Origin of the sequence: Aeromonas sp. R2-1 (assembly GCF_040908425.1) — a bacterium.
GTDB lineage: Bacteria > Pseudomonadota > Gammaproteobacteria > Enterobacterales > Aeromonadaceae > Aeromonas > Aeromonas caviae.
Genome location: NZ_JBFODR010000055.1, coordinates 23143 through 43922, shown reverse-complemented (window position 1 = coordinate 43922; position 20780 = coordinate 23143). Strand labels below are relative to the sequence as shown.

Genomic DNA, 20780 nt, shown 5'->3' with positions numbered 1-20780 from the left:
CCATTCCCATCATTTTGCTACGGATGACCTCCATGGAACTGATTGCACGCGAGATGGCGCCCCACAAACGGGTTGCCCTGGTGGCTCACGACAACATGAAAGCCCCTCTGCTGAACTGGGTGCTGCGCCGCAAGGAGGAGCTCAAGCTCCACCATCTCTATGCGACCGGCACCACGGGCACCCTGCTCGGCAAGAAGGCGCAACTGCCCATTACCTGCCTCTTCTCCGGCCCCATGGGAGGGGATCAGCAGCTCGGCGCCCTCATCGCCGAAGGGAAGATAGACGTGATGATCTTCTTCTGGGATCCCCTCAATCCCGCCGCCCACGATCCTGACGTCAAGGCCCTGCTGCGCCTCGCGGCCGTCTGGAACATCCCGGTCGCCACCAACGAGGCGACGGCGGACTTCATCATGGACAGCCCGCACATGCAGCAGGCATTCAGCGTCCAGGTGCCCGACTACGCCGGCTACCTCAAGGCCAGAACCGAATAAGCAACGCCAGACAGCAAAGAGCCGGAACAGATGTCCGGCTCTTTTCTTTCATGGGGAGAGAAGGTCAGCGCTGGAGGCTTTTCTGCGCGAATTTGGGCCTGGCATTCATGATCTGCTCCACCTGCTCGTCGCTCATCTTGCCCCGCGACAGCCCCAGAACCTTGTAGGTCAGCAGAGGGCGCGCTGGCAGGGCGATCATCAGGGCGCGGATCTGGTTCTCGTCCTCCTTCTCTCGCGCCGGCTTGCCGTAGGCGTAGGTGAGCACGCCGGCATCCATCAGGTTTTTGACGGCGGGTTCGGTGATCGGCAGGTTTATGACGCTTTTCCGTTGCAGTACGAACTCCCGCAGCACCGCCTTCTCGTTGAAGTCGAGGAAGCCAATCATCTGGGCCAGTTGATCCTGCTGGCGGCGGGACTGCCACTCGTCACAGGCCCACTCCCAGGCGATCAGGAAGCCCTGACTGCAGAAATAGGAGATGGCGATCAACATGCCGACCCCAAGCCAGGCCGCATGAGCCGTGGCCCACTGGCTCACGGCACCTTTCATCAATCCGGCCGGAAACAGCAGGATGATGCTGCAGCAGAGCAGCAGCCAGACCATCAGCCAGTTGAGGCGATTAAGCTGGTAAAAATGTTGGATCCACCGTTTCATCGTTCACCCTTCCCAAGTCAATGTGGACAGTAGCCAATTCATAGCAATCACTGTGCCAGCACAAGGATCCCCGTAAAAAGATCAGGATCCCGGACGGGAGAGTCGAGGGTTGTCACATCCTTTTACAACTTGTCGCACGGATCATCCCCTGTTGGCCTTGCGCCTCACCGAGCCACTTGGTAAAAATCCCACACTGTCACTGGAGAGTAGCAACCCGCCCGAAATCCGGGCAGGGCCCATGTCAACACTCTTGGATCCGCAGATCCATGGCATGGGCGGCGATAGCACCTATCGTCCTGCAAGACCTTTGGCCCCGATATGCACGCCAGCCGGGCGAGCCGTATCGGGTCCATCGGTTGTTCTGCTCGCCTGGCGGTTACTCATCATGCTGATCACCCTGCTGTTATTTCTGATCTCTGCCGTCACCATCTATCTGGCCTGCGAATACTTCGTCAACGGCATCGAATGGACCGGCCATCATTTCAAACTGTCCCAAAGTGCCACCGGTTCTCTGCTGGCGGCCCTCGGCACGGCCCTGCCCGAATGTATCGTCACCCTGACCGCCCTGCTGATGGGTGATGCCCCCGCCCAGCAGCAGATAGGCATAGGTGCGGCCCTCGGCGGTCCCCTGGTGCTCTCCACCCTTGGCTATGCCGCCGTTGGCGTGACCCTGCTGCTGTGCCTGGACCATGGGCACAGGGTCATTCATGGTGAGGTGCAGCGCGAGATAGGCCGCGATCAGGCCTGGTTTGCCGGTATCTTCCTGTTGGCCGTGCTGCTTGGCATGATGGCCTTCACCGATAAAACCTGGCTGGCCCCCCTGTTCGTGCTGATCTACCTCCTCTATGTGCGACGTGAGCTGAAACAGACCGACAGCCACGATGCGGAATTGCCCTCCCCCCTCAAGCTGGATCCGCACGCCAGGATCCCGGCGCTCGACAAGGTGCTGCTGCAAACCCTGGTGGCGCTCGGTGTGGTAGCGCTGGCGGCCCAGCTGTTCGTTCACCAGCTGGAGAACATGGGCGAGCTGTTCGGTCTCTCTCCGGTAGTGGCCGCCCTGCTGCTGAGCCCGGTGGCCACCGAAATGCCCGAGCTGATGAACGTGCTCATCTGGGTGCGGCAGGGCAAGCACCGGCTGGCACTGGCGAATATCTCCGGCGCCATGATGATCCAGGGCACCATTCCCAAGGCGTTCTGCCTGCTGTTCACCCCCTGGCTGCTGGACAGCACCATGATGGCCTCCTCCCTGGTGACGCTGCTGGCGGTCGCGCTGCTGTGGAGGGGGTTCAGTCGGGAGCGGATGACGGCGGGCAGGCTCGCCCTGGTGGGACTGGTTTACCTGGGTTTCTGCGGCTGGCTGATAATGAGCTGAGGGCCCGGCATCCGCCCCCGGCCCAACAAGAAAGGGCAGGATCCCATCCTGCCCTTCATCTCACAAAGTAGTCTCAATCAGGCCGAGCCGAGGTCTCAGAACTGCTGGAACCAGCGCTGGATCTGGGCCGGATCCTTGCTCTGGGTCAGGGCGAGCATCAGCAGCACCCGCGCTTTCTGCGGGTTGAGGGTCTCGGCGGCGACGAAGCCGTACTTGGCGTCATCGATCTCGGCATCCAGGGTGGTGGAGCCGGTCGGCACGCGGGCGGAGCGCACCACGCGAATGCCGTCCTTGCTCGCCTTGGCCAGGGTGTCGAACAGGGTGTGGTAGAGGTTGCCGTTGCCCACCCCGGCGCTGACGATGCCGTCAAACTTGGCATCCACCAGGGCCTTGGCCGGCAGGTCCGAGGCGTTGGCGTAGCTGTAGACGATGCCGACCTGGGGCAGCTTGTCGAGCTTGCTCACGTCGAACGGGGTCTTGCTGGTATGCAGACGGGCCGGGCTGCGCTGGTAGTCGATCTTGCCGTTGTGGATGTAGCCGAGCGGGCCGAAGTTGGGGGAGGCGAAGGTCTGCACTCCTGTGGTGTTGGTCTTGGTGACGTCGCGGGCATCCAGCACGGTGTCGTTCATCGCCACCATGACGCCACGTCCCTTTGAGGCGGGGTCGGAGGCGGTCACCACGGCGTTGTAGAGGTTCATCGGGCCGTCGGCGCTCATGGCGGTGGAGGGGCGCATGGCGCCCACCAGCACCACCGGCTTGTCGCTCTTGACGGTCAGATTGAGGAAGTAGGCGGTCTCCTCCATGGTGTCGGTGCCGTGGGTGATGACGATGCCGTCCACGTCATCCCTGGCCAGCAGCGCGTTGACGCGCTTGGCGAGCGTGAGCCACACCTCGTCGTTCATGTCCTGGGAGCCGATCTTGACCACCTGCTCACCCTGCACGTCGGCCACGTTTTTCATCTCGGGCACGGCGGCGATCAGCGTCTCGATGGCCACCTTGCCGGCCTCGTAGTTGGACTGGGTGGCGGACTGGCCCGCCCCGGCGATGGTGCCGCCGGTGGCCAGAATGTGCACGCTGGGCAGCGCCATGGCCATAGGGGAGAGGGTCAGGCCGAGCACGGCGGCGATCAGGGTCTTGCGAATGGGAAGGGTCATGCTGCAATCCTTTTGGATGAGGGAATTGCAGCATTTTTATTCTTTTTAAACGGGATTTAAGTGATCATTCTCACCAATAAAAAGAAGTAAACAGAATATTAGTCTGTTTACTACCAATTAAGTGATAATTCACTCTACCTGAAAGCCTCTCGCCTCGATCAGGGCGATCAACTCGGCTTTGCTCAGCTCGCTCTCGATGACGGCCTGGCGGCTGGCAAAGTCGACCGTGGCGGTGCGGACTGCTGGCTGGGCCAGCAAGGCCTTTTGCAGGCTGGCAGCGCAGCCGCCGCAAGACATGCCGGTAACGGTGAGTTCGATGGTCATGGGCTCTCTCCTCTGTCGATGTGCAATCAGCCTAAAGCTGCCGCCTCCGGCAAGGTCAAGCTCTAGCGGGCCACCACGGATTCACGCACCACCAGACGCCCCTGGAATTTCTGCTGTTCATCAGCCGGCCGCAGACTCTGCGCCAGTTGCGCCTGCAACACCCGCACGCTCTCCTGGGCCAGTCGCTCGCTCGGGTATTCGATGCAGGTCAGCGGCGGGGTCAGCTGGCTCGCCAGGGCGGAGCCCTCCAGGCTGATGACGGAGACATCCTGAGGGATCTGGAGGTTGAACTCGCGCAACAGCCGCATGGCGTCGGCAGCCTGGGCATCTTGCTGCACCAACAGCGCGGTGAAGGGCAGGTAGCGATTGAGCAGGCCGAGCAGCGCCTGCTGGTTGTCGGTACCGTCGATCACCAGCTGGCTGTTATAGGGCAGGGATTGCTGCTGCAGGGCCTGCTGATAGCCTTGAATTGCGCTCTTTCCCGCCGGGGAACTCTTGTCATCCAGCATCAGCACCAGCTGGCGATGACCCTTGCCGAGCAGGAAGCGGCAGGCGCTCTCGGTGGCGAAGGTCAGGTCGTAGCAGAGATTGAGGTTGTCGGTGTCGCTCACCCCATCGAGCTGGATGAGGCGCGGATCCGGATTCAGAGGCTGCTTGGTACCAAGCACCAAGACACCATCACAGCGTCCTCCCAGCAGCTCATCGACCGCCTGCTGCTGTTGCTGCGCCTCATCGGCAAAGCGCACCAGCATGCTCTTGCCCGTCTTGGCCAGCGCCCCTTCCAGCAGTGGCAACATGCTCGCCAGACGGTTACCAAGCTGGGGGGAGAGGATGATGCCCACACAATCAGTCGCCTGGGTAGCCAGGGAGCGGGCCGTGGCATTGGGTCGGAAATTCAGCTGCTCGGCGGCTTGCAACACGGCCAACCGGCTCTCTTCTCGCACGCCGCGCGAGCCGCTCAGGACGCGGGAAACGGTGGCTTTAGACACATTCGCGAGGCGCGACACATCGGTAATATTGGCCATGGCTTCATCAACGGTAACCGGTTAACAGGTCTCCATCCTAGCACAGGCCAGCGACCTCCGGTAAGGGCCGGCACTCTGGTCAATGAAAAAGGGGGCCCTTGCCCCCCTCTGCCAATCTGGCTTCCATCAGAAGTAATATTTGAAGCGCACCCGACCACCGTAGCGATCGATGTTGTCCACCTCGGCGCTGTCGACATTCAGCTGGGACCAGTAGGCCCCTAGATAGATGTCGAAGTTGTCCAGATCCAGCACGCTCGGGATCTTGTAGGAGGCATAGACGGTGTTGATGGTGTGCTTGCCCACCATCTTGCCGAAGTCAGCGCTGTTGTTGTTCAGATTGGCGCTGCTGATGTCGTTGATGGCATAGATGTAACCCAGGCCGGCATTGTGCCAAAGCAGGTTGGCGCCCAGGGTGGTATCGGTTTCATCCTCGGCGTCCATACGGGCCGCATTGGCGTTGATGACCAGGGCATCCTGGGTCCAGCTGGTGGTGAGGCCGTAACCCATACGATCGGACACGGACACGTCATCGCTGGTGACGATGGCGTCGCTGATCACGTTGCCCTCAGCCCCCAGAGCAACCTTGAGGTTCTCCCCCTTCCAGGCGATGACGGGACGCACGATGATGGAGTCCTTGGCCTTAGTCAGCGCATAGCCATGGTATTGCTGGCCTGCAAACAGATTGGTGCGGTCCCCAATCAGGGTGGAGAACTCCAGATACCAGTTGCCCGTCTCCTTGTTGAGCAGCAGCTGGCCGCCCTTTCCTGCCCGGCCACGACCCTCCTTCAGCATGTAGACATAACCATTGCCATCGGAGTAGAGGTCGTTAGCGCTGTCACCTGAGTGCTCGACGAAGATGTCCTGACCCAGTGGGAACATATCATAGGCCTCGAAACGGCCGACCTTCATCCCCCAGTTGCTGCGCTGGCCAAACCCCAGGTACGCATCATCGGCACCGGCACCGCCGTTGGTTCCTATGGTGGGCTGGATCTGGATCTGGCCGTAGCGACCATCTTCCAATTCTCGCACTCCGAGGAAGTTCAGCAGCAGGCGACCATCCTCGTCCCAGCGATCGGTGCGGGTCTCGCTGGTTTGACCCAGCACGTTGCCACGGGTGGTATTGGACGCGTTCAGGTTGATCTCCGCATCGCCCCCCAGGCTCAGGCGCCCGAAGTCAGTGTTGGTCTCCACCACGGCGCTGGCCATGAAAGGGGTGCTCAGGGCCAGGATGGCAAGGAGCTGGGCGGACAGGTTTGTCAGTTTCATTATTATCATTCCTTGAGTTTTATGTTTTTGATATACAAGCACTTATTTATCTGCCTCCCCGAAGGGAGGACAAATTCGGGCATGCCTTTCCCCCATCGCGGCGCAATGTAGGGCAAAGGGCATGGATCAAATCGGGTGGGGCTAGGGTCCGAGACCGGGTCTCAACCCCTGGCACTCATCGCCATCCAGGAGAGGCGGGTTGGCGCTCGCCCGGCGGCCAGGGTTCAGATGGTCCATGTGGTGGCTCCTTCGACGCAGCCCGGCAGCCATGCGGCACCCCGCACGCCGCTGCTGTCCCCGTAACGGGCGGGCACTATGGGGGTGAGGCACTGCGCGGAGAACAGGTAGGGAATCACTGCCGCGGGCAGATCGCGATAGAGGGAGGCGATGTTGGAGAGGCCACCCCCCAGTACGATGACATCCGGGTCCAACACATTGATCAGGCTGGCGACGCTGCGGGCCAGGGCCTGGATGAAGTGGTCATAGTGAACCCGAGCCTCCAGATCCCCCTCTGCGGCGGCCGTGATGATCCCAAGCGGCGACAGGCTGCGGCCGTGGCGCTCGACGAAACGCCCCGCAAACCCGGTACCGGAGACGAACCGTTCGATGCAGTTGTGGCGGCCGCAGTAACAGGGCTGGGTCGGGCCATCCCGGTCCGGATCGTAGCCGGGCAGCGGATTGTGGCCCCACTCCCCGGTGATGGCATTGGGGCCGCCCATGAGCTGGCGATTGACCACCAAGCCGCCACCACAGCCGGTGCCGAGGATGATGCCAAACACCACCCTGCCCCCCTCACCAGCCCCGTCGACGGCTTCCGACAGGGCAAAACAGTCCGCGTCATTGGCGAGCCAGACCGGCTGACCCAGCGCCTGGGCCAAGTCTCCTTTAAGGTCTTGTCCGTTGAGAAACAGGCAGTTGGCGTTCTTGATGCGCCCGGTCTGCGGGTCGATCGCCCCGGGCAAGCCAACGCCTATGGTGAAGGGGCGGCCCAGCTCCCGCCGCATCTCCTCCACCAGCCCGGTGATGGCCATCAAGAAGTCGCCATAACCCGTGGTCGGGGTCGGGATGCGCTTGCGCAGCAGGCTGACGCCCTGACCGTCGAGCAGTTGGGCCTCTATCTTGGTGCCCCCGATGTCGAGTCCGAGTCGCAACATGTTGGTGTTCCTCAGGCGGCCAGCTTGCGGTGCAGCTCGATGAGCTCAGTGACCAGCTCCCGGGCCAGCATGGCGGTCATCAGGTGATCCTGGGCATGCACCAGGATCAACTTGACCGGGATCTTGCCCTCCCCCTCATCCGCCTCGATCAGCCGGGTCTGCACCGCATGGGCGGCATTGGCGGCCTCGGCGGCCTGGCGCAGCAGATCGTCGGCCTCGGTGAACTGGCCGGCCCTGGCCTGGCGCAGCGCCTCGAAGCAGAGGCTGCGGCTCATGCCGGCATTGATGATGAGACCCATGACAGTCTCTTCCAGATCGAACATACACACTCCTTGGTGATGGGCGCCGGCCTGGGGCTGGCGCGCTTTCTTTATAGGGGTCAGCTGGCGGAATAATCAGTCGAAGCCATTCTCGCGGGCGGCGGTGGCGAACCACTGGCCGCTCTGCTTGATGCGCCGGGTCTGGCTCTCCAGCTCCAACTCGACGAAGCCGTAGCGATTCTTGTAGGCATTGCTCCAGGACCAGTTGTCGATGAAGGTCCAGAGGTGATAGCCCCGGCACTGGCAGCCCTCTTCCAGCGCCTTGTGCAGCCAGATGAGGTGATCCCGGATGAAACCGATGCGGTAGTCATCCTGGATCTGGCCATCTTCGCCCTTGAACTTGGCCTCCCCCTCGACCCCCATGCCGTTCTCCGAGATGTAGCTCGGGATGTTGCCGTAGTGGTCGCGCAGGTTGGTGAGGATGTCGTAGACCCCCTGCTCGTAGATCTCCCAGCCCCGGTGCGGGTTCATCTTGCGGCCCGGCATCTCGTAGTAGTCGAAGAACCACTCCGGCATGAAGGGACTGGCGGGATTGACCGCGTTGCTGCGCGCCTTGATCCGGCGCGGCTGGTAGTAGTTGACCCCCAGCAGGTCGATCTTGCCCGCCGCCAGCAGGGCCTTGTCCCCCGGCTCGCAGGCCGGCAGCTGGTCATACTCCTCGAGCAGTGCCACCAGCTCGGCCGGGTATTCCCCCTTGACCGCCGGATCCAGGAAGCTGCGGTTGAACATCAGATCGGCGATGTTGGCCGCCTTCAGATCCGCCGGGTGCTGGGAGCGCGGATAGGAAGGGGTCAGATTCAGGATGATGCCGATCTGGCCATCCTGACCGAGCTCCCGGTAACGCTGAACCGCCCTGGCGTGCGCCAGCATGGTGTGGTAGGCCACGGTGGCGGCGCGGCGAAAATCCACCACGTTCGGATAGTGGAAGTCGTAGAGGTAACCCCCCTCCACCGGCACGATCGGCTCGTTGAAGGTGAACCAGTGCTTCACCTTGCCCCCGAACAGCCTGAAGCAGGTGGCGGCAAACTCGGCGTAAGCCTCGATCACTTCCCGGCTTTCCCAGCCCCCCAGTTCCTGCATGCTCATGGGCATGTCGAAGTGGAACAGGCAGATAAAGGGCTCTATCCCCTCGGCCTTGAGCTCGTCGAGCATGGCGTCGTAGAAGGCGACGGCCTCCGGGTTGGGTTCTCCCCGGCCAGCCGGGATCAGCCGCGACCAAGCGATGGAGGTGCGGAAGCTGTTGTGGCCAAGCTGCTTCAGCAGACGGATGTCGTCGCGAAAATGCTCATAAAAACCGGAAGTCTGCGCCGGCCCTATCTGCTGATGGAAACGGTTGGGGGACTGCTCGAACCAGTGATCCCAGATGGTGGGCGCCTTGCCCCCTTGCTGGCTGGCACCTTCCGCCTGGGCGGCGGACGAGGCGCTGCCCCACCAGAACTGTTCAGGAAAACGGTATTGCATCTCTTGTTACTCCAGGCTTGAAAAGGAGGCCGCCAGGCGGCCCCAACAGACAATCAACGGGTGGCGGCCGCTAGCGGACGCGCTTCCACGCTATCGGTTTGCTCTTCCTGTTTGAGCAGGGTGCGCTCATAGGCCTTCAGGAAGGGGTAATACATGGCAGCGGCGGAGCACATACACAGCAGGCTCAGCACCATGGGGCTGATGGCCCAGTTGGCGGCCCAGGAGGCGCCGATGGGGCCAGGGGTGGTCCAGGGGGTGAGGGAGACCACCCGCTCGACCAGGCCGAAGTCCAGGGCAAACCAGGCCAGGGTGGCGTTGATCATGGGCACCAGAATGAAGGGCAGGAAGAAGACCGGGTTCATGACGATGGGGGCACCGAACAGGATGGGCTCGTTGATGTTGAACAGGCCAGGTACCACTCCCATCTTGCCGATGGATCTCAGGTGCGCCGCCTTGCTGCGCAGCAGTAGGAAGGCCAGGGGCAGGGTGGAGCCGACGCCGCCGATCAGCAGGTAGTGATCCCAGAAGCCCTGCAGGAAGATGTGGGGCAGGGCATCACCCGCCGCCATGGCGGCCTGGTTGTTCGCCAGGTTTGCCATCCAGAACGGGTTCATGATGCCGGTGACGATCAGGGCGCCGTGGATCCCGGCGAACCAGAGAACCTGGCACACCAGCACCGCCAGCAGCATGGCGGGCAGGGAGTCGGAGGCGGCCACCAGCGGCTTGACCAGGGACATGATGGCCTCCGGCAGAATCATGCCGGTGGTGCTCTCCAGCAGCAGGTTGAGGGGGTGCAGGGTCAGGATGATCACCAGCACAGGGATCAGCACCTCGAAGGAGCGGGCGACGCCGGTCGGCACCTGGGGCGGCAGCTTGATGGTGATATTGTTGCGCTTGAGGAAGGCATAGACCTCGGCCGCATAGATGGCGGTGATCAGCGCCGTGAAGATCCCCTGGCCGGAGAAGTACTGCATGGAGATGGCGCCATCCTTGACCGGCGCGGCCACCAGCATGAAGGACATCAGGCAGAGCAGACCCGTGGTGACCGGATCCAGCCCGTTCTGGCGCGCCAGGCTGGCGCCTATCCCCACCGAGATGAACAGGGTCATCAGCCCCATGCTCAGCTGGAACGGCAGCAGCAGCTGAGGTTGATAGGTGGCCGAGAAGTCGAGCCAGGCGCGGGCGAAGCCCCACTGGGTCTGGGGCGAGAAGGGGGGGAAGATGAACACCAGCATGAAGCTGCCGACGATCATGAAGGGCAAGGCGGCGATGAAGCCGTCACGGATTGCCTGCACATATTTTTGCTGGCCGATCCGCCCGGCCAGGGGGCTGACCCGGTTTTCTATGGTACTGACAAAGCGTTCGTAAAGGGTGTTCATGAAGGTTTCCTTGTGACTTTCACTGGTGGTGATCTGCGCATCAACCGATCAGGGTGAGGGCGTGGTCGAGGACCTTGTCACCCCGTTGCATGCCGTAATCCATCATGTTGATGGTGTCGACCGGCACGCCGTGGGCCGCGGCCCGCTGCTGCAACTCGGCCTGCATGTATTTGACCTGGGGCCCGAGCAGCACCACCTGGTAGTGGGGCATCTGCAGATCGAACTCTGCCGCCCCGAAGGCCTGTATCTCGGCGTCCAATCCCCGCTTGTCCGCCTCCTCCTTCATCTTCTTGACCAGCAGACTGGTGGACATGCCAGAGGAGCAGCACAACATGATCTTTTTCATTTCCCGATTCTCCAGACGTTCGTAACGGATGGCGCATTCTTGATCGGACGAATTCAAATTGGAAACCGGTTTCCACAACTCATCCATCGATGTGTGAACAGGATCGCCATTTTCCGCTTCAAAGGGCCGGGAAGTGTGAGCGAGGTAATGAAATGGCAAAATGGCTTCGGATATTACGGAAACAAAACCACAAAGCCGTCAAAATGGCGTCCAAGCCCCGTGATGACGAGGGGTATCAGGATGACAAGGAACCGAATAACGTGATGAATCTGCAATGGATGGCAATGCTGGTCGGCATGATAGAGCAGCGCATGGTACCGTTTGCCAACTGGCTGACCCGCAGTCGCCATGTGCTGTCGTTGCGCGATGGTTTTCAGCTGGCCATGCCCTTCGTCATCGTCGGCAGCCTGCTGGTCCCGATCCTCTATCCTCCCATCGCCCCCGACACGCCGCACGCCTTCGGGCAGTGGCTGCACTGGCTTGCCCGGGAGCTGCACCCTTTCCTGTTTCCCGTCTACTCCCACACCCTGGGGTTGGTGGCGCTGATCATCGCCTTCGGTGCGGCATCCAGCCTTGCCAAGGCATACGAGATGCCGGAACGCCTGTGCGGCCTGGGGGGCTGCATGGCCTTCCTGATGCTGATCGACTTTCGCTCGCTGCAACCCGGGGTGTTTGGTTATCTGGGGGGCGCCGGGATCTTCACGGCCCTGCTGATGGCGTTCTATTCGGTGGAGGTGACCAGGCTCTTCTATCGTCGGGGCTGGTACATCCAGATGCCGGAAGAGGTGCCGGTGATGACCCGCCGGGGCTTTCAGCTGATCGTGCCGCTGCTGTTCATCATGCTGTCGCTCAGCCTGCTGCGGCTCTGGTTGCAGCAGCAGTTCGGGATCAGCCTGCCGGATTTCATGGCCTCCCTGTTCCGGCCCCTGATAGTGGGGGCCGACACCCTGCCCGCCCTGCTTATCACCCTGCTGATCGCCCACCTGCTCTGGTTCATGGGGATCCACGGCGCCCTGATCGTGACCGGCTTGCTGTCCCCTTTCTGGATGGCCGGGGTGAGCGCCAACCAGACGGCCCTGATGGCGGGCGAGCCCCTGCCCCACACCTTCCTGCAGGGGTTCTGGGACTATTACCTGCTGATCGGGGGGATTGGAACTACCTTGCCCCTGGTGTTCATGGCGATGCGCAGCCGTTGCCACTCCATTCAGTCGGTGGGCAAGCTGGGTTTCATCCCCTCCATGTTCAACATCAACGAGCCCCTGCTGTTCGGCTTCCCCATCATCATGAATCCGTTGTTTTTCCTGCCCTTTATCGGCGTTCCCCTGATCAATGCGGTGATCGCCTGGCAGCTGACCCAGTGGGGTTTCCTCGACAAGTTCATCGCCCTGCTGCCCTGGTCCATGCCCTCCCCACTCGGCGCCGCCTGGGCGGCCAACGGCAGCTGGAGCAATGGCCTGATGAGCCTGGTCTGCATCCTCAACAGCTACGTGCTCTACCGCCCCTTCTTCATCGCTCACGAGCGGATGCTGCTGGCCCAGGAGACGGAGCACACGACCCACTGATCAAGCAGGCCGCCCCGAGGCGGCCTGACTCAACGGTTTCCTGCGCGGGCAAAACTGCCCTGGGCCTGCACCTCATAAGGGCCGAGGCAGGCAGGCAGGAAAGCTGACTGCCCCCCATCCAATACCAGGGGGGGCTGGCCGTTACGGTGCAGGGAGAGGGAGCCATTGATGGCAAACAGGATCTCCGCGCTCGCAGTGACCAGCCTGTGCTCCCCCGCTGCGTAGACACTGAAGGTGAAATCGGGGACTGGCACCTCGAAGTGTTGTACCCCTTCCTCCGCACGGGGCGAGATCAGGAGCGTCTCGACCGGCTTGGGCCGACATTTGGTGCAGGCGAGCAGTTCGTCCACATCCAGATGCTTGGCGGTCAACCCTGCCCGCAGCACGTTGTCGGAGTTGGCCATGATCTCGAGCCCGGTCCCATGGACATAGGCGTGGGGGGTGCCGGCATCCAGATACATGGCCTGGCCCGGTTGCAGCGTCACCACATTGAGCAACAGGGGAGCAAACAGACCCACGTCCCCCGGATACTGGGTGAACAGGTCTAGCACCAGGGAAAAAGTCTCGTCCTGACGATCACGCGCGGCACAGACCCTGAGGGCGGCGAGAGCCGTCTCTTTGGATTCCCCCTCCAAAGTCAGCAGAGCCCGGAAGAAACGTGCCAGTCCGCCCTCGCTCTGGTCGGTGGCGAACACCTCCACCAGAGGCGCCAGACTGGCCGCCGCCACCCGCTCAAACAGCGCCAGGATGGCGGCAAAGTCACGAAAACCATTCATCGCCTGATAGGGGGTCAGGGCGAACACCAGCTCGGGCTTGTGGTTGTTATCGCGGTAGTTGCGGTAGGGAGCATCGATGGCGATACCCTGCGCCACCTCGCGAGCAAACCCGGCCTCGGCCTGAGCCTTGCTGGGGTGAACCTGAATGGAGAGCGCCTTCTCGGCACAGAGCACCTTGAACAGGAAGGGCAGCCTCCCGAAGCGGGCATAGGTGGATTCGCCCAGTATCACCACGCCGCGCCCGGCGATCAGTTCGGACAGAGATGTCATCAGGCCAGCTACCTCGACCTGTGAACAGCCGTTGGGATGAGCCCCCATCCAGAGCTCGGCCTGTGGCTTGCGCTCCGGATTCGTGATCCCGAACAGCCGGGTCAAGGCGTCACGACTACCCCAGTCATATTCCTGGATCGAGTTTCGCATCAGAAATGCTGTCGATAAATGCATATATGAACATCTCATGGTGATGGTGGAAGGGAGATGTCCGGAATGTATCAGTCCAACCCAACAACGGAAACCGGTTTCCATCATTGAGGTGATCCATATCAGAGAATGACACCATGAGAGGGGGGCGACAGATCGATATAAGGGAGGAGACGCGCGCCTGCGTATCAACGGCAGGCGTCGGTCAGGCAGACACGGCCTAACGTGATGTCATGATGCTGCCCAGGAAGATAAGGGCTTGAGCCAGCAGCCAGCAGCCAGCAGGGGAATGATAAGCGATAGAGGGCAACACTCGGAGCCTGCCGGCCCACTAGACGGCAAGCGCTTTCCAAAGAAGGAGAAAATGACTGAGAAGGGTGTTCGTCGGAAACGGCTCAGGGCAGACCAGAGAGTTGGGTCTGCCCTCAGTGCCGGGCTAGCCCATCAGTCCCAGGTAGTTCATCAGGGCGGCCCCCAGGCTGGTGGTGACGAGCGAGCCCAGGGTGGTGGTGGCGATGATGTTGGCCGCGAGGGCACTGTCACCGCCCATGGCACGGGTCATCACATAGCTGGCGGCGGCGGTGGGGGTCGAGCTGATGAGAAACAGGATGCCGAGGGCCTGAGGGCTGAAACCGAGCGCCCAGGCCCCCAGCACCAGCAGCACGGGGATGCAGCACAGCCGGTTGACCGTGGCCCAGCCGGTCAGCATGGCGCCGCCGCGCAGGGCCTTGAGGTTGAGGCTGGCGCCGGTGCACAGCAGGGCCAGCGGCAGGGTCATGTTGGCGAAATAGTTGCCCGTGCTGATGACCAGCTGGGGCAGTTCGATGCCGAGCAGACCGAAGGGCAGGGCCGCCAGAATGGCGATGATGAGGGGGTTTTTGACGATCCCCTTGAGTATGGGTGTGAGCCCCTTTCCGCCCCCCAGGCTGCGGGTCAGGGTGATCACCGCGAGGATGTTGTAGAGCACTGTGATGGAGCCCACCAGCAGGGCGGCGGCCCCTATCCCCTCCGGGCCGTAGGCGTTTTGCACATAGGCCAGCCCCATGATCCCCATGTTGCCGCGAAAGCTGCCCTGCACGAAGATGCCCCGCAGTTTCTGCTCGCTGATGAAACGGGCCGCCAGCACCTCCAGCACCAGGAAACCGGCGAGGGTGCCGAGCAGGCCGTAGAGGATGAGCCAGGGGCTCGGCATGGTGGAAAAATCGGTGCGCACCATGCTCAGAAACAAGAGCGCTGGCAGGGTGACCTGGAACACCAGACGGGAGGCGGACTCGACGAAGCTGTCGGGCAAGAGACCCAGCCGCTTGAGCCAGATGCCGAGTACCAACACCAGACAGATGGGGCCCGTGATGGAGAGGGAGAAGTGCAGACTTGCCAACAGATCCATGATGCGCGTCCTGTGCAACGGCGAAGAAAGTCGCCTGGGAAAGGGCATTCTAACGCCATGGGCTTGTATTCACAGGAGTTAATCACAACAATGTCTGCATCCCGGTTGTCGCCCTCCCCTGTCACGGATCCCCCATGGAAAAGAAACTGACCATCCTCGATATCGCTCGCCTCAGCGGGGTCGGCAAGTCGACCGTCTCCCGGGTGCTCAATCAGGATCCCAAGGTCAATGCCCAGACCAGGGCCAGGGTCGAATCGGTGATCGCCCAGCACGGTTTCGTCCCGAGCAAATCGGCGCGGGCCATGCGCAGCCAGAGCCAGCAGGTGGTCGGCATCGTGGTGTCGCGCCTCGACTCCAGCTCCGAGAACCAGGCGGTGCGCGGCATGCTGGAGACCCTCTACCAGCGTGGCTACGACGCCGTGCTGATGGAGAGCAAGTTCTCCCCCGCCAAGGTGAGCGAGCACCTGGCGGTGCTGGAGCGGCGCGGGGTGGACGGCATCATACTGTTTGCCTTCAACGATCTGGACTATGCCGCCATGGCGCCGCTCAGGGAGAAACTGGTGCTGATGGCCCGCGAGCGCCCCGGCTTCTCGTCGGTCTGCTTCGACGATGACGGGGCGGTGCGCGCCGTGCTCGCCCACCTCGGGGAGCGTGGCCTGACCGAGGTCGCCTATCTCGGGGTGGAACGCAGCGATCTCACCACCGGGCTGCGTCGGCATCAGGCTTACCTCGACTACTGTCGGGAACAAGGGCGCACGCCCCGCAGCGCCCTCGGGGATCTCGGTCTGCAAAGCGGCTATCGGCTCGCGGCCGAACTCCTCAGCCCCACCACCCAGGCCATGGTCTGTGCCAGCGACACCCTGGCCATCGGCGCCGCCAAATACCTGCAGGAGCAGGGTCGCACCGACATCCTGGTGAGCGGCCTTGGCAGCAATCCCATGCTGACGTTCCTCTTTGCCAACACCCTCAGCCTGGATTTCGGCTACAAGGACGCCGGCATCCTGGCCGCCAGACAGCTGCTCGACCAGATTGAAGAGGGGCAGCCCCCCAGAGCGACCATCGCCCCCTGTCAGCCCCTGTAGTCTATCTTTTCCTCCATTCCCGGCGTTTTGCGCTTTTTGTGACCAGCGCCACGAATTGGGAACGTTCCCATTGCCGATGCCAGCCACTGGCTTCATGCTGATTGGGAACGATACCAATAAACGGGCGGTCCTTGGCCAGCCGGTAAAGACACGACCATTATTCATGGAGTCACAGAGGGAAGGCTCATGTCAAAAGTCAACACACAGCATCTGGCGCAGCTGATCGAGCGGATCGGCGGCAAAGAGAACATCACCACTGTCAGCCACTGCCTGACCCGGCTCAGGTTCGTGCTGGCCGATCCGGCCAAGGCCGATCCCAAGGCCATCGAGACCATCCCTTCAGTGAAGGGGAGCTTCACCCAGGGCGGCCAGTTCCAGGTGGTGATCGGCAACGAGGTGGATCAGTGGTACAAGGCGCTCACCCAGGAGATCGGCGTGAGCGGCGGCAGCAAGGAGGCCGCCAAACAGGCCGCCCGCCACAACATGAACCCGTTGGAGCGCGGCATCTCCCACCTGGCGGAGATCTTCGTCCCCCTGCTGCCCGCCATCATCACCGGTGGTCTGATCCTGGGCTTTCGCAACGTCATCGGCGACATCAAGATGTTCGACGACGGCACCCACACCCTCACCGAGATCAGCCAGTTCTGGGCCCAGGTGCACGCCTTCCTCTGGCTGCTGGGTGAAGCCATCTTCCACTTCCTGCCGGTGGGTGTCTGCTGGTCTGCGGTGAAAAAGATGGGCGGCTCCGAGATCCTCGGCATCGTGCTGGGTATCACGCTGGTGTCGCCGCAACTGATGAACGCCTATGGCATCGGCCAGCAGACCCCGGAAGTGTGGGACTTCGGCCTCTTCGTCATCCAGAAGGTGGGGTATCAGGCCCAGGTCATTCCGGCCCTGCTGGCGGGTGTCTTCCTTGCCTGGGTGGAGACCAGCCTCAAGCGCATCATCCCGGCCTATCTCTACCTAGTGATTGTGCCCTTCATCTCCCTGCTGCTGGCGGTGATCGTGGCACACGCCCTGATCGGTCCGTTCGGCCGCTGGATTGGTGACGGCGTCGGCTTTGCCGCCAAGGCGGCCATGACGGGTTCGTTTGCCCCCATCGGCGCCGCCCTGTTCGGCTTCCTCTATGCGCCCCTGGTCATCACCGGCATCCACCACACCACCAACGCGGTGGACCTGCAACTGATGCAGAGCATGGGCGGCACCCCCATCTGGCCGCTGATCGCCCTCTCCAACATCGCCCAGGCGTCTGCGGTCGTCGGCATCATACTGATCAGCCGCAAGGAGAACGAGCGGGAGATATCGGTCCCGGCCGCCATCTCCGCCTATCTCGGGGTGACCGAGCCGGCCATGTACGGCATCAACCTCAAGTACAAGTTCCCCATGCTGTGCGCCATGGTGGGCTCAAGCTGTGCGGCTCTCATCTGCGGCTTCGCCGGTGTGATGGCCAACGGCATCGGGGTGGGCGGCCTGCCGGGCATCCTCTCCATCCAGCCGCAATACTGGGGCATCTACGCCATCGCCATGCTGGTGGCCATCGTGGTCCCCGCCCTGCTGACGCTGCTGGTCTACAAGCGCCAGCAGGCTGCCGGCAAGCTGGATCTGGCCACGGCCTGATCCACACAACCTCGGCGGAGCCCTGGCTCCGCCCTTTATCGTTGCCCTGTTCCAACTAATCCGGTTTCAACCAATGAGCGAACCAACCATGACACAGACACCCTGGTGGCAAAGCGCCGTGATTTACCAGATCTACCCCAAAAGCTTTCAGGATTCCGGCGCCCGTGGCACCGGTGATCTCAAGGGGATCATGGCCCGCCTCGACTACCTCAAGACCCTCGGCGTCGATGCCCTCTGGCTGACCCCGGTCTATGTCTCCCCCCAGGTGGACAACGGCTACGACATCGCCGACTACCTGAATATTGATCCGGCCTACGGCACCATGAGCGATTTCGAAGCGCTCCTGGCCGCCGCCCATGCGCGCGGCATCCGCATCGTGATGGACATAGTGGTGAATCACACCTCCACCGAGCACGCCTGGTTCAAGTCGGCGCTGGGGGACAAGAACAGCCCCTATCGCGACTACTACATCTGGAAAGATCCGGTGGACGGCGGCGTGCCCAACAACTGGCAATCCAAGTTTGGCGGCAGCGCCTGGGAGCTGGACCCGGCCACCGGCCAGTACTACCTGCACCTCTTTGCCCGCGAGCAGGCGGATCTCAACTGGGAGAACCCGGCCGTGCGCGCCGAGGTGAAGAAGATCATCCATTTCTGGGCGAAGAAAGGGGTCGACGGTTTCCGCCTCGACGTCATCAACCTCATCTCCAAGGATCAGGCATTCCCTGACGACGAGGTGGGGGATGGCCGCCGCTTCTACACCGACGGGCCGCGCATCCACGAATTTTTGCAGGATGTGAGCCGCGACGTCTTCGCCCCCGTGGGGGCCATGACGGTGGGCGAGATGTCTTCCACCAGCCTGGAACACTGCCAGCGCTATGGCGCGCTGGATGGTTCCGAGCTCTCCATGGTGTTCAACTTCCATCACCTCAAGGTGGATTACCCGGGCGGCGACAAGTGGACCAAGGCGCCGTTCGATTTCCTCGAACTCAAGCGCATCTTCAACCACTGGCAGAGCGGTATGCATGGCAAGGGGTGGTCGGCGCTCTTCTGGTGCAACCACGATCAGCCGCGCATCGTCTCCCGTTTCGGTGACGAGGGCGAACAGCGGGTAGTGGCCGCCAAGATGCTGGCCAGCACGCTGCACGGCCTGCAAGGCACCCCCTACATCTATCAGGGGGAGGAGATCGGCATGACCAACCCCGGCTATCAGCGCCTCGATGACTATCAGGATGTGGAGAGCCGCAACATCTTCGCCATCAAGCAGGCGGAAGGGATGAGCGAGGCCGAGATCCTCGCCATTCTCGGCGCCAAGTCCCGGGACAACTCGCGCACCCCGATGCAGTGGAGCGCCGCCTCCAACGCCGGTTTCACCAGCGGGACGCCCTGGCTCAAGCCCGCCGCCAACTATTCCGAGATCAATGCCGAGGCGGCGCTCGCCGACCAGCACTCGGTGTTCTGGCACTATCGGGATCTCATCGCCCTTCGCAAGGCGTACCCCATCTTCACTCAGGGGGATTATCAGGAGCTGCTGACCGGGCACCCGCAGATCTGGGCCTATGTCCGCCGCGCCAACGGTCAGACCCTGCTGGTGGTGAGCAACTTCTATGGCAAGCCGGCGGCCTTCGAGCTGCCGGCCGAGCTGGCCGGTGGCAAGGGGCAACTGCTGCTTGGCAACTACCCGGATAGCCCGGCCCGCCCGCAATCCTGCAAGCTGCGCCCTTACGAATCCCTGATCTGGCTGATGGAGCAATGATGACTGACGCAACAACAGTGCAGCGGCCCGCCGTGCGTGGCCCCGAGTGGCAGAAGATGGTGGCGGGAGCGCCCTATGATGCAGGGGACCCCGAACTGCGGGCTGCGCGGGAGCAGTGCCGCGCCCTGCTGGGAGAACTGAACCGGGAGCGAACCGATGCCCCTGGCTGGGATGAGCGCCTCACCCGCCTGCTGGGTGGCCGCGCAGAACGCTGTTTCATCACGCCCCCCTTCTTCTGCGACTATGGCACCAACATCTTTGTCGGCGAGAATTTCTACGCCAATTTCAACTGCACCATCCTGGATGTGTGCGAGGTACACATAGGCGACAACGTGCTGCTGGCCCCCGGAGTGCAGATCTACACCGCTACCCACCCGGTGGCGGTAGCGCCTCGCATCAAGGGGGTGGAGTTCGGCAAGCCGGTACGCATCGGCAACAACGTCTGGATTGGGGGCAGCGTCGTCATCTGCCCGGGCGTCACCATAGGGGACAACAGCGTCATCGGGGCGGGGTCCGTTGTCACCAGAGACATTCCGGCAGGCGTGGTGGCGGTCGGCAATCCCTGCCGGGTCTTGCGCCCCATGACGGCAGAGGAGCTGGCGCCCGGGGCACCTGGCTGACACAGAAGGGGCAGGCCGTACCTGCCCCTGTTCGTTTCCCTGACGGCGCTCCCGCAATGCCGCCAAGGCTTCGGCGCAGCCCCCTCTTTACCCGGGCAGCAAGGCGCCGCAACGCTTGTGCTGTCCCATGACCACCAGAGTCTTGAAACTGCGCACCTGATCCCTGGCATGGAGCACCCGACGGGTGAACTGCTCGTAACTTTGCATGTCCCTGGCGGCCACTTGCAGCACGAAGTCCTGCTCCCCCGTCACATACCAGAGATCCATCACCTCGGGTTCCCGCTGCAGGCTGGCGATCATCTCATCGACGATGCGGCCATGATCCCGTTCCAGGGTCACCAGCACCAGCATGGTGATGGGCCAGCCCATGGTGGACGGTGCCACCAGCGCCACTTCCCGCTCGATGAGACCGGACTCCCGCAAGGCGCGGACGCGGCGGTAGCAGGCTGGGGCGGAAAGACCGACCCTGTGGGCCAGCTCCGGCGTGGGCAGACGGGCATCCTGTTGCAGCTCGGCAAGGATGAGCAGATCAAATTTGTCGGTCATGGGGTTCATTAGATAAAAATTATCGCACAAGGCCAGTATTAGACCGGTTTTACCCAAGTATCCAGATATATTT

General features: G+C 62.3%; 20 protein-coding genes and 1 riboswitch. Of the genes, 7 read left to right on the top strand and 13 right to left on the bottom strand.

The window, feature by feature from the left end:
• Window positions 1–32 precede the first annotated feature (32 nt).
• On the top strand, window positions 33–491 hold the full coding sequence (locus tag AB5Y80_RS20065; RefSeq protein ID WP_041211864.1) for a methylglyoxal synthase: 459 nt from the start codon (window positions 33–35) through the stop codon (window positions 489–491).
• 64 nt (window positions 492–555) lie between these two features.
• On the opposite strand, the gene AB5Y80_RS20060 is transcribed toward AB5Y80_RS20065, so the two are convergent.
• Window positions 556–1143, bottom strand: coding sequence for a superinfection exclusion B family protein (locus AB5Y80_RS20060; RefSeq protein ID WP_041213974.1), 588 nt, complete (start codon window positions 1141–1143; stop codon window positions 556–558).
• A gap of 189 nt (window positions 1144–1332) precedes the next feature.
• Window positions 1333–1439, top strand: a riboswitch (yybP-ykoY riboswitch).
• Between the two features lie 89 nt (window positions 1440–1528).
• Between AB5Y80_RS20060 and AB5Y80_RS20055 the strand changes: the two genes are divergently transcribed.
• Entirely contained in the window at window positions 1529–2515 is a 987-nt protein-coding gene (locus AB5Y80_RS20055) for a sodium:calcium antiporter (RefSeq protein ID WP_368173446.1), read from the top strand.
• A gap of 95 nt (window positions 2516–2610) precedes the next feature.
• Here the strand turns inward: AB5Y80_RS20055 and ansB are convergent, their stop codons facing one another.
• The 9 genes from ansB to AB5Y80_RS20010 form a co-directional block, all read right to left on the bottom strand.
• Complete coding sequence (gene ansB / locus AB5Y80_RS20050) at window positions 2611–3669, bottom strand: L-asparaginase 2 (protein WP_010675782.1); 1059 nt, start codon at window positions 3667–3669, stop codon at window positions 2611–2613.
• 129 nt (window positions 3670–3798) lie between these two features.
• Window positions 3799–3993 carry a heavy-metal-associated domain-containing protein gene (locus AB5Y80_RS20045; protein WP_042015137.1) on the bottom strand — a complete coding sequence of 65 codons (195 nt, stop codon included), beginning with the start codon at window positions 3991–3993 and terminating at the stop codon, window positions 3799–3801.
• 62 nt (window positions 3994–4055) lie between these two features.
• Entirely contained in the window at window positions 4056–5018 is a 963-nt protein-coding gene (locus tag AB5Y80_RS20040) for a LacI family DNA-binding transcriptional regulator (RefSeq protein ID WP_042864881.1), read from the bottom strand.
• A 126-nt stretch (window positions 5019–5144) separates the two neighbouring features.
• On the bottom strand, window positions 5145–6284 hold the full coding sequence (locus tag AB5Y80_RS20035) for a carbohydrate porin (RefSeq protein WP_042864880.1): 1140 nt from the start codon (window positions 6282–6284) through the stop codon (window positions 5145–5147).
• 224 nt (window positions 6285–6508) lie between these two features.
• On the bottom strand, window positions 6509–7438 hold the full coding sequence (locus tag AB5Y80_RS20030) for an ROK family protein (protein WP_368173445.1): 930 nt from the start codon (window positions 7436–7438) through the stop codon (window positions 6509–6511).
• Between the two features lie 11 nt (window positions 7439–7449).
• Entirely contained in the window at window positions 7450–7761 is a 312-nt protein-coding gene (gene chbA, locus AB5Y80_RS20025; protein WP_042641204.1) for a PTS N,N'-diacetylchitobiose transporter subunit IIA, read from the bottom strand.
• Between the two features lie 72 nt (window positions 7762–7833).
• Window positions 7834–9219, bottom strand: a complete 1386-nt coding sequence (locus AB5Y80_RS20020) for a glycoside hydrolase family 1 protein (protein ID WP_042864877.1) — start codon at window positions 9217–9219, stop codon at window positions 7834–7836.
• A gap of 53 nt (window positions 9220–9272) precedes the next feature.
• Complete coding sequence (locus AB5Y80_RS20015; RefSeq protein ID WP_042864875.1) at window positions 9273–10598, bottom strand: PTS sugar transporter subunit IIC; 1326 nt, start codon at window positions 10596–10598, stop codon at window positions 9273–9275.
• Window positions 10599–10638: 40 nt separating this feature from the next.
• Window positions 10639–10944 carry a PTS sugar transporter subunit IIB gene (locus tag AB5Y80_RS20010; protein ID WP_041204936.1) on the bottom strand — a complete coding sequence of 102 codons (306 nt, stop codon included), beginning with the start codon at window positions 10942–10944 and terminating at the stop codon, window positions 10639–10641.
• A gap of 263 nt (window positions 10945–11207) precedes the next feature.
• Between AB5Y80_RS20010 and AB5Y80_RS20005 the strand changes: the two genes are divergently transcribed.
• Window positions 11208–12506, top strand: coding sequence for a PTS sugar transporter subunit IIC (locus tag AB5Y80_RS20005; RefSeq protein WP_103255176.1), 1299 nt, complete (start codon window positions 11208–11210; stop codon window positions 12504–12506).
• 29 nt (window positions 12507–12535) lie between these two features.
• Here the strand turns inward: AB5Y80_RS20005 and manA are convergent, their stop codons facing one another.
• Together manA and AB5Y80_RS19995 are read right to left on the bottom strand one after the other, a co-directional pair.
• The gene (manA, locus tag AB5Y80_RS20000) at window positions 12536–13726 is read right to left on the bottom strand and encodes a mannose-6-phosphate isomerase, class I (RefSeq protein ID WP_368173444.1); all 1191 of its coding nucleotides are present in this window, start codon (window positions 13724–13726) and stop codon (window positions 12536–12538) included.
• Window positions 13727–14138: 412 nt separating this feature from the next.
• Window positions 14139–15089, bottom strand: a complete 951-nt coding sequence (locus tag AB5Y80_RS19995) for an AEC family transporter (protein ID WP_103243772.1) — start codon at window positions 15087–15089, stop codon at window positions 14139–14141.
• A 134-nt stretch (window positions 15090–15223) separates the two neighbouring features.
• Here AB5Y80_RS19995 and treR point away from each other — a divergent pair, with 134 nt between their 5' ends.
• The 4 genes from treR (at window position 15224) to AB5Y80_RS19975 (ending at window position 20161) form a co-directional block, all read left to right on the top strand.
• On the top strand, window positions 15224–16171 hold the full coding sequence (gene treR / locus AB5Y80_RS19990) for a trehalose operon repressor TreR (protein ID WP_039039720.1): 948 nt from the start codon (window positions 15224–15226) through the stop codon (window positions 16169–16171).
• A 186-nt stretch (window positions 16172–16357) separates the two neighbouring features.
• The gene (treB, locus tag AB5Y80_RS19985) at window positions 16358–17788 is read left to right on the top strand and encodes a PTS trehalose transporter subunit IIBC (protein ID WP_039039721.1); all 1431 of its coding nucleotides are present in this window, start codon (window positions 16358–16360) and stop codon (window positions 17786–17788) included.
• A gap of 88 nt (window positions 17789–17876) precedes the next feature.
• Window positions 17877–19541, top strand: coding sequence for an alpha,alpha-phosphotrehalase (gene treC, locus AB5Y80_RS19980; protein WP_330144076.1), 1665 nt, complete (start codon window positions 17877–17879; stop codon window positions 19539–19541).
• On the top strand, window positions 19541–20161 hold the full coding sequence (locus tag AB5Y80_RS19975; protein ID WP_039039723.1) for a sugar O-acetyltransferase: 621 nt from the start codon (window positions 19541–19543) through the stop codon (window positions 20159–20161). Before treC ends, AB5Y80_RS19975 begins: the two co-directional genes overlap by 1 nt.
• Window positions 20162–20248: 87 nt before the next feature.
• Here the strand turns inward: AB5Y80_RS19975 and AB5Y80_RS19970 are convergent, their stop codons facing one another.
• On the bottom strand, window positions 20249–20707 hold the full coding sequence (locus tag AB5Y80_RS19970) for an Lrp/AsnC family transcriptional regulator (RefSeq protein ID WP_039039724.1): 459 nt from the start codon (window positions 20705–20707) through the stop codon (window positions 20249–20251).
• Window positions 20708–20780 lie beyond the last annotated feature (73 nt).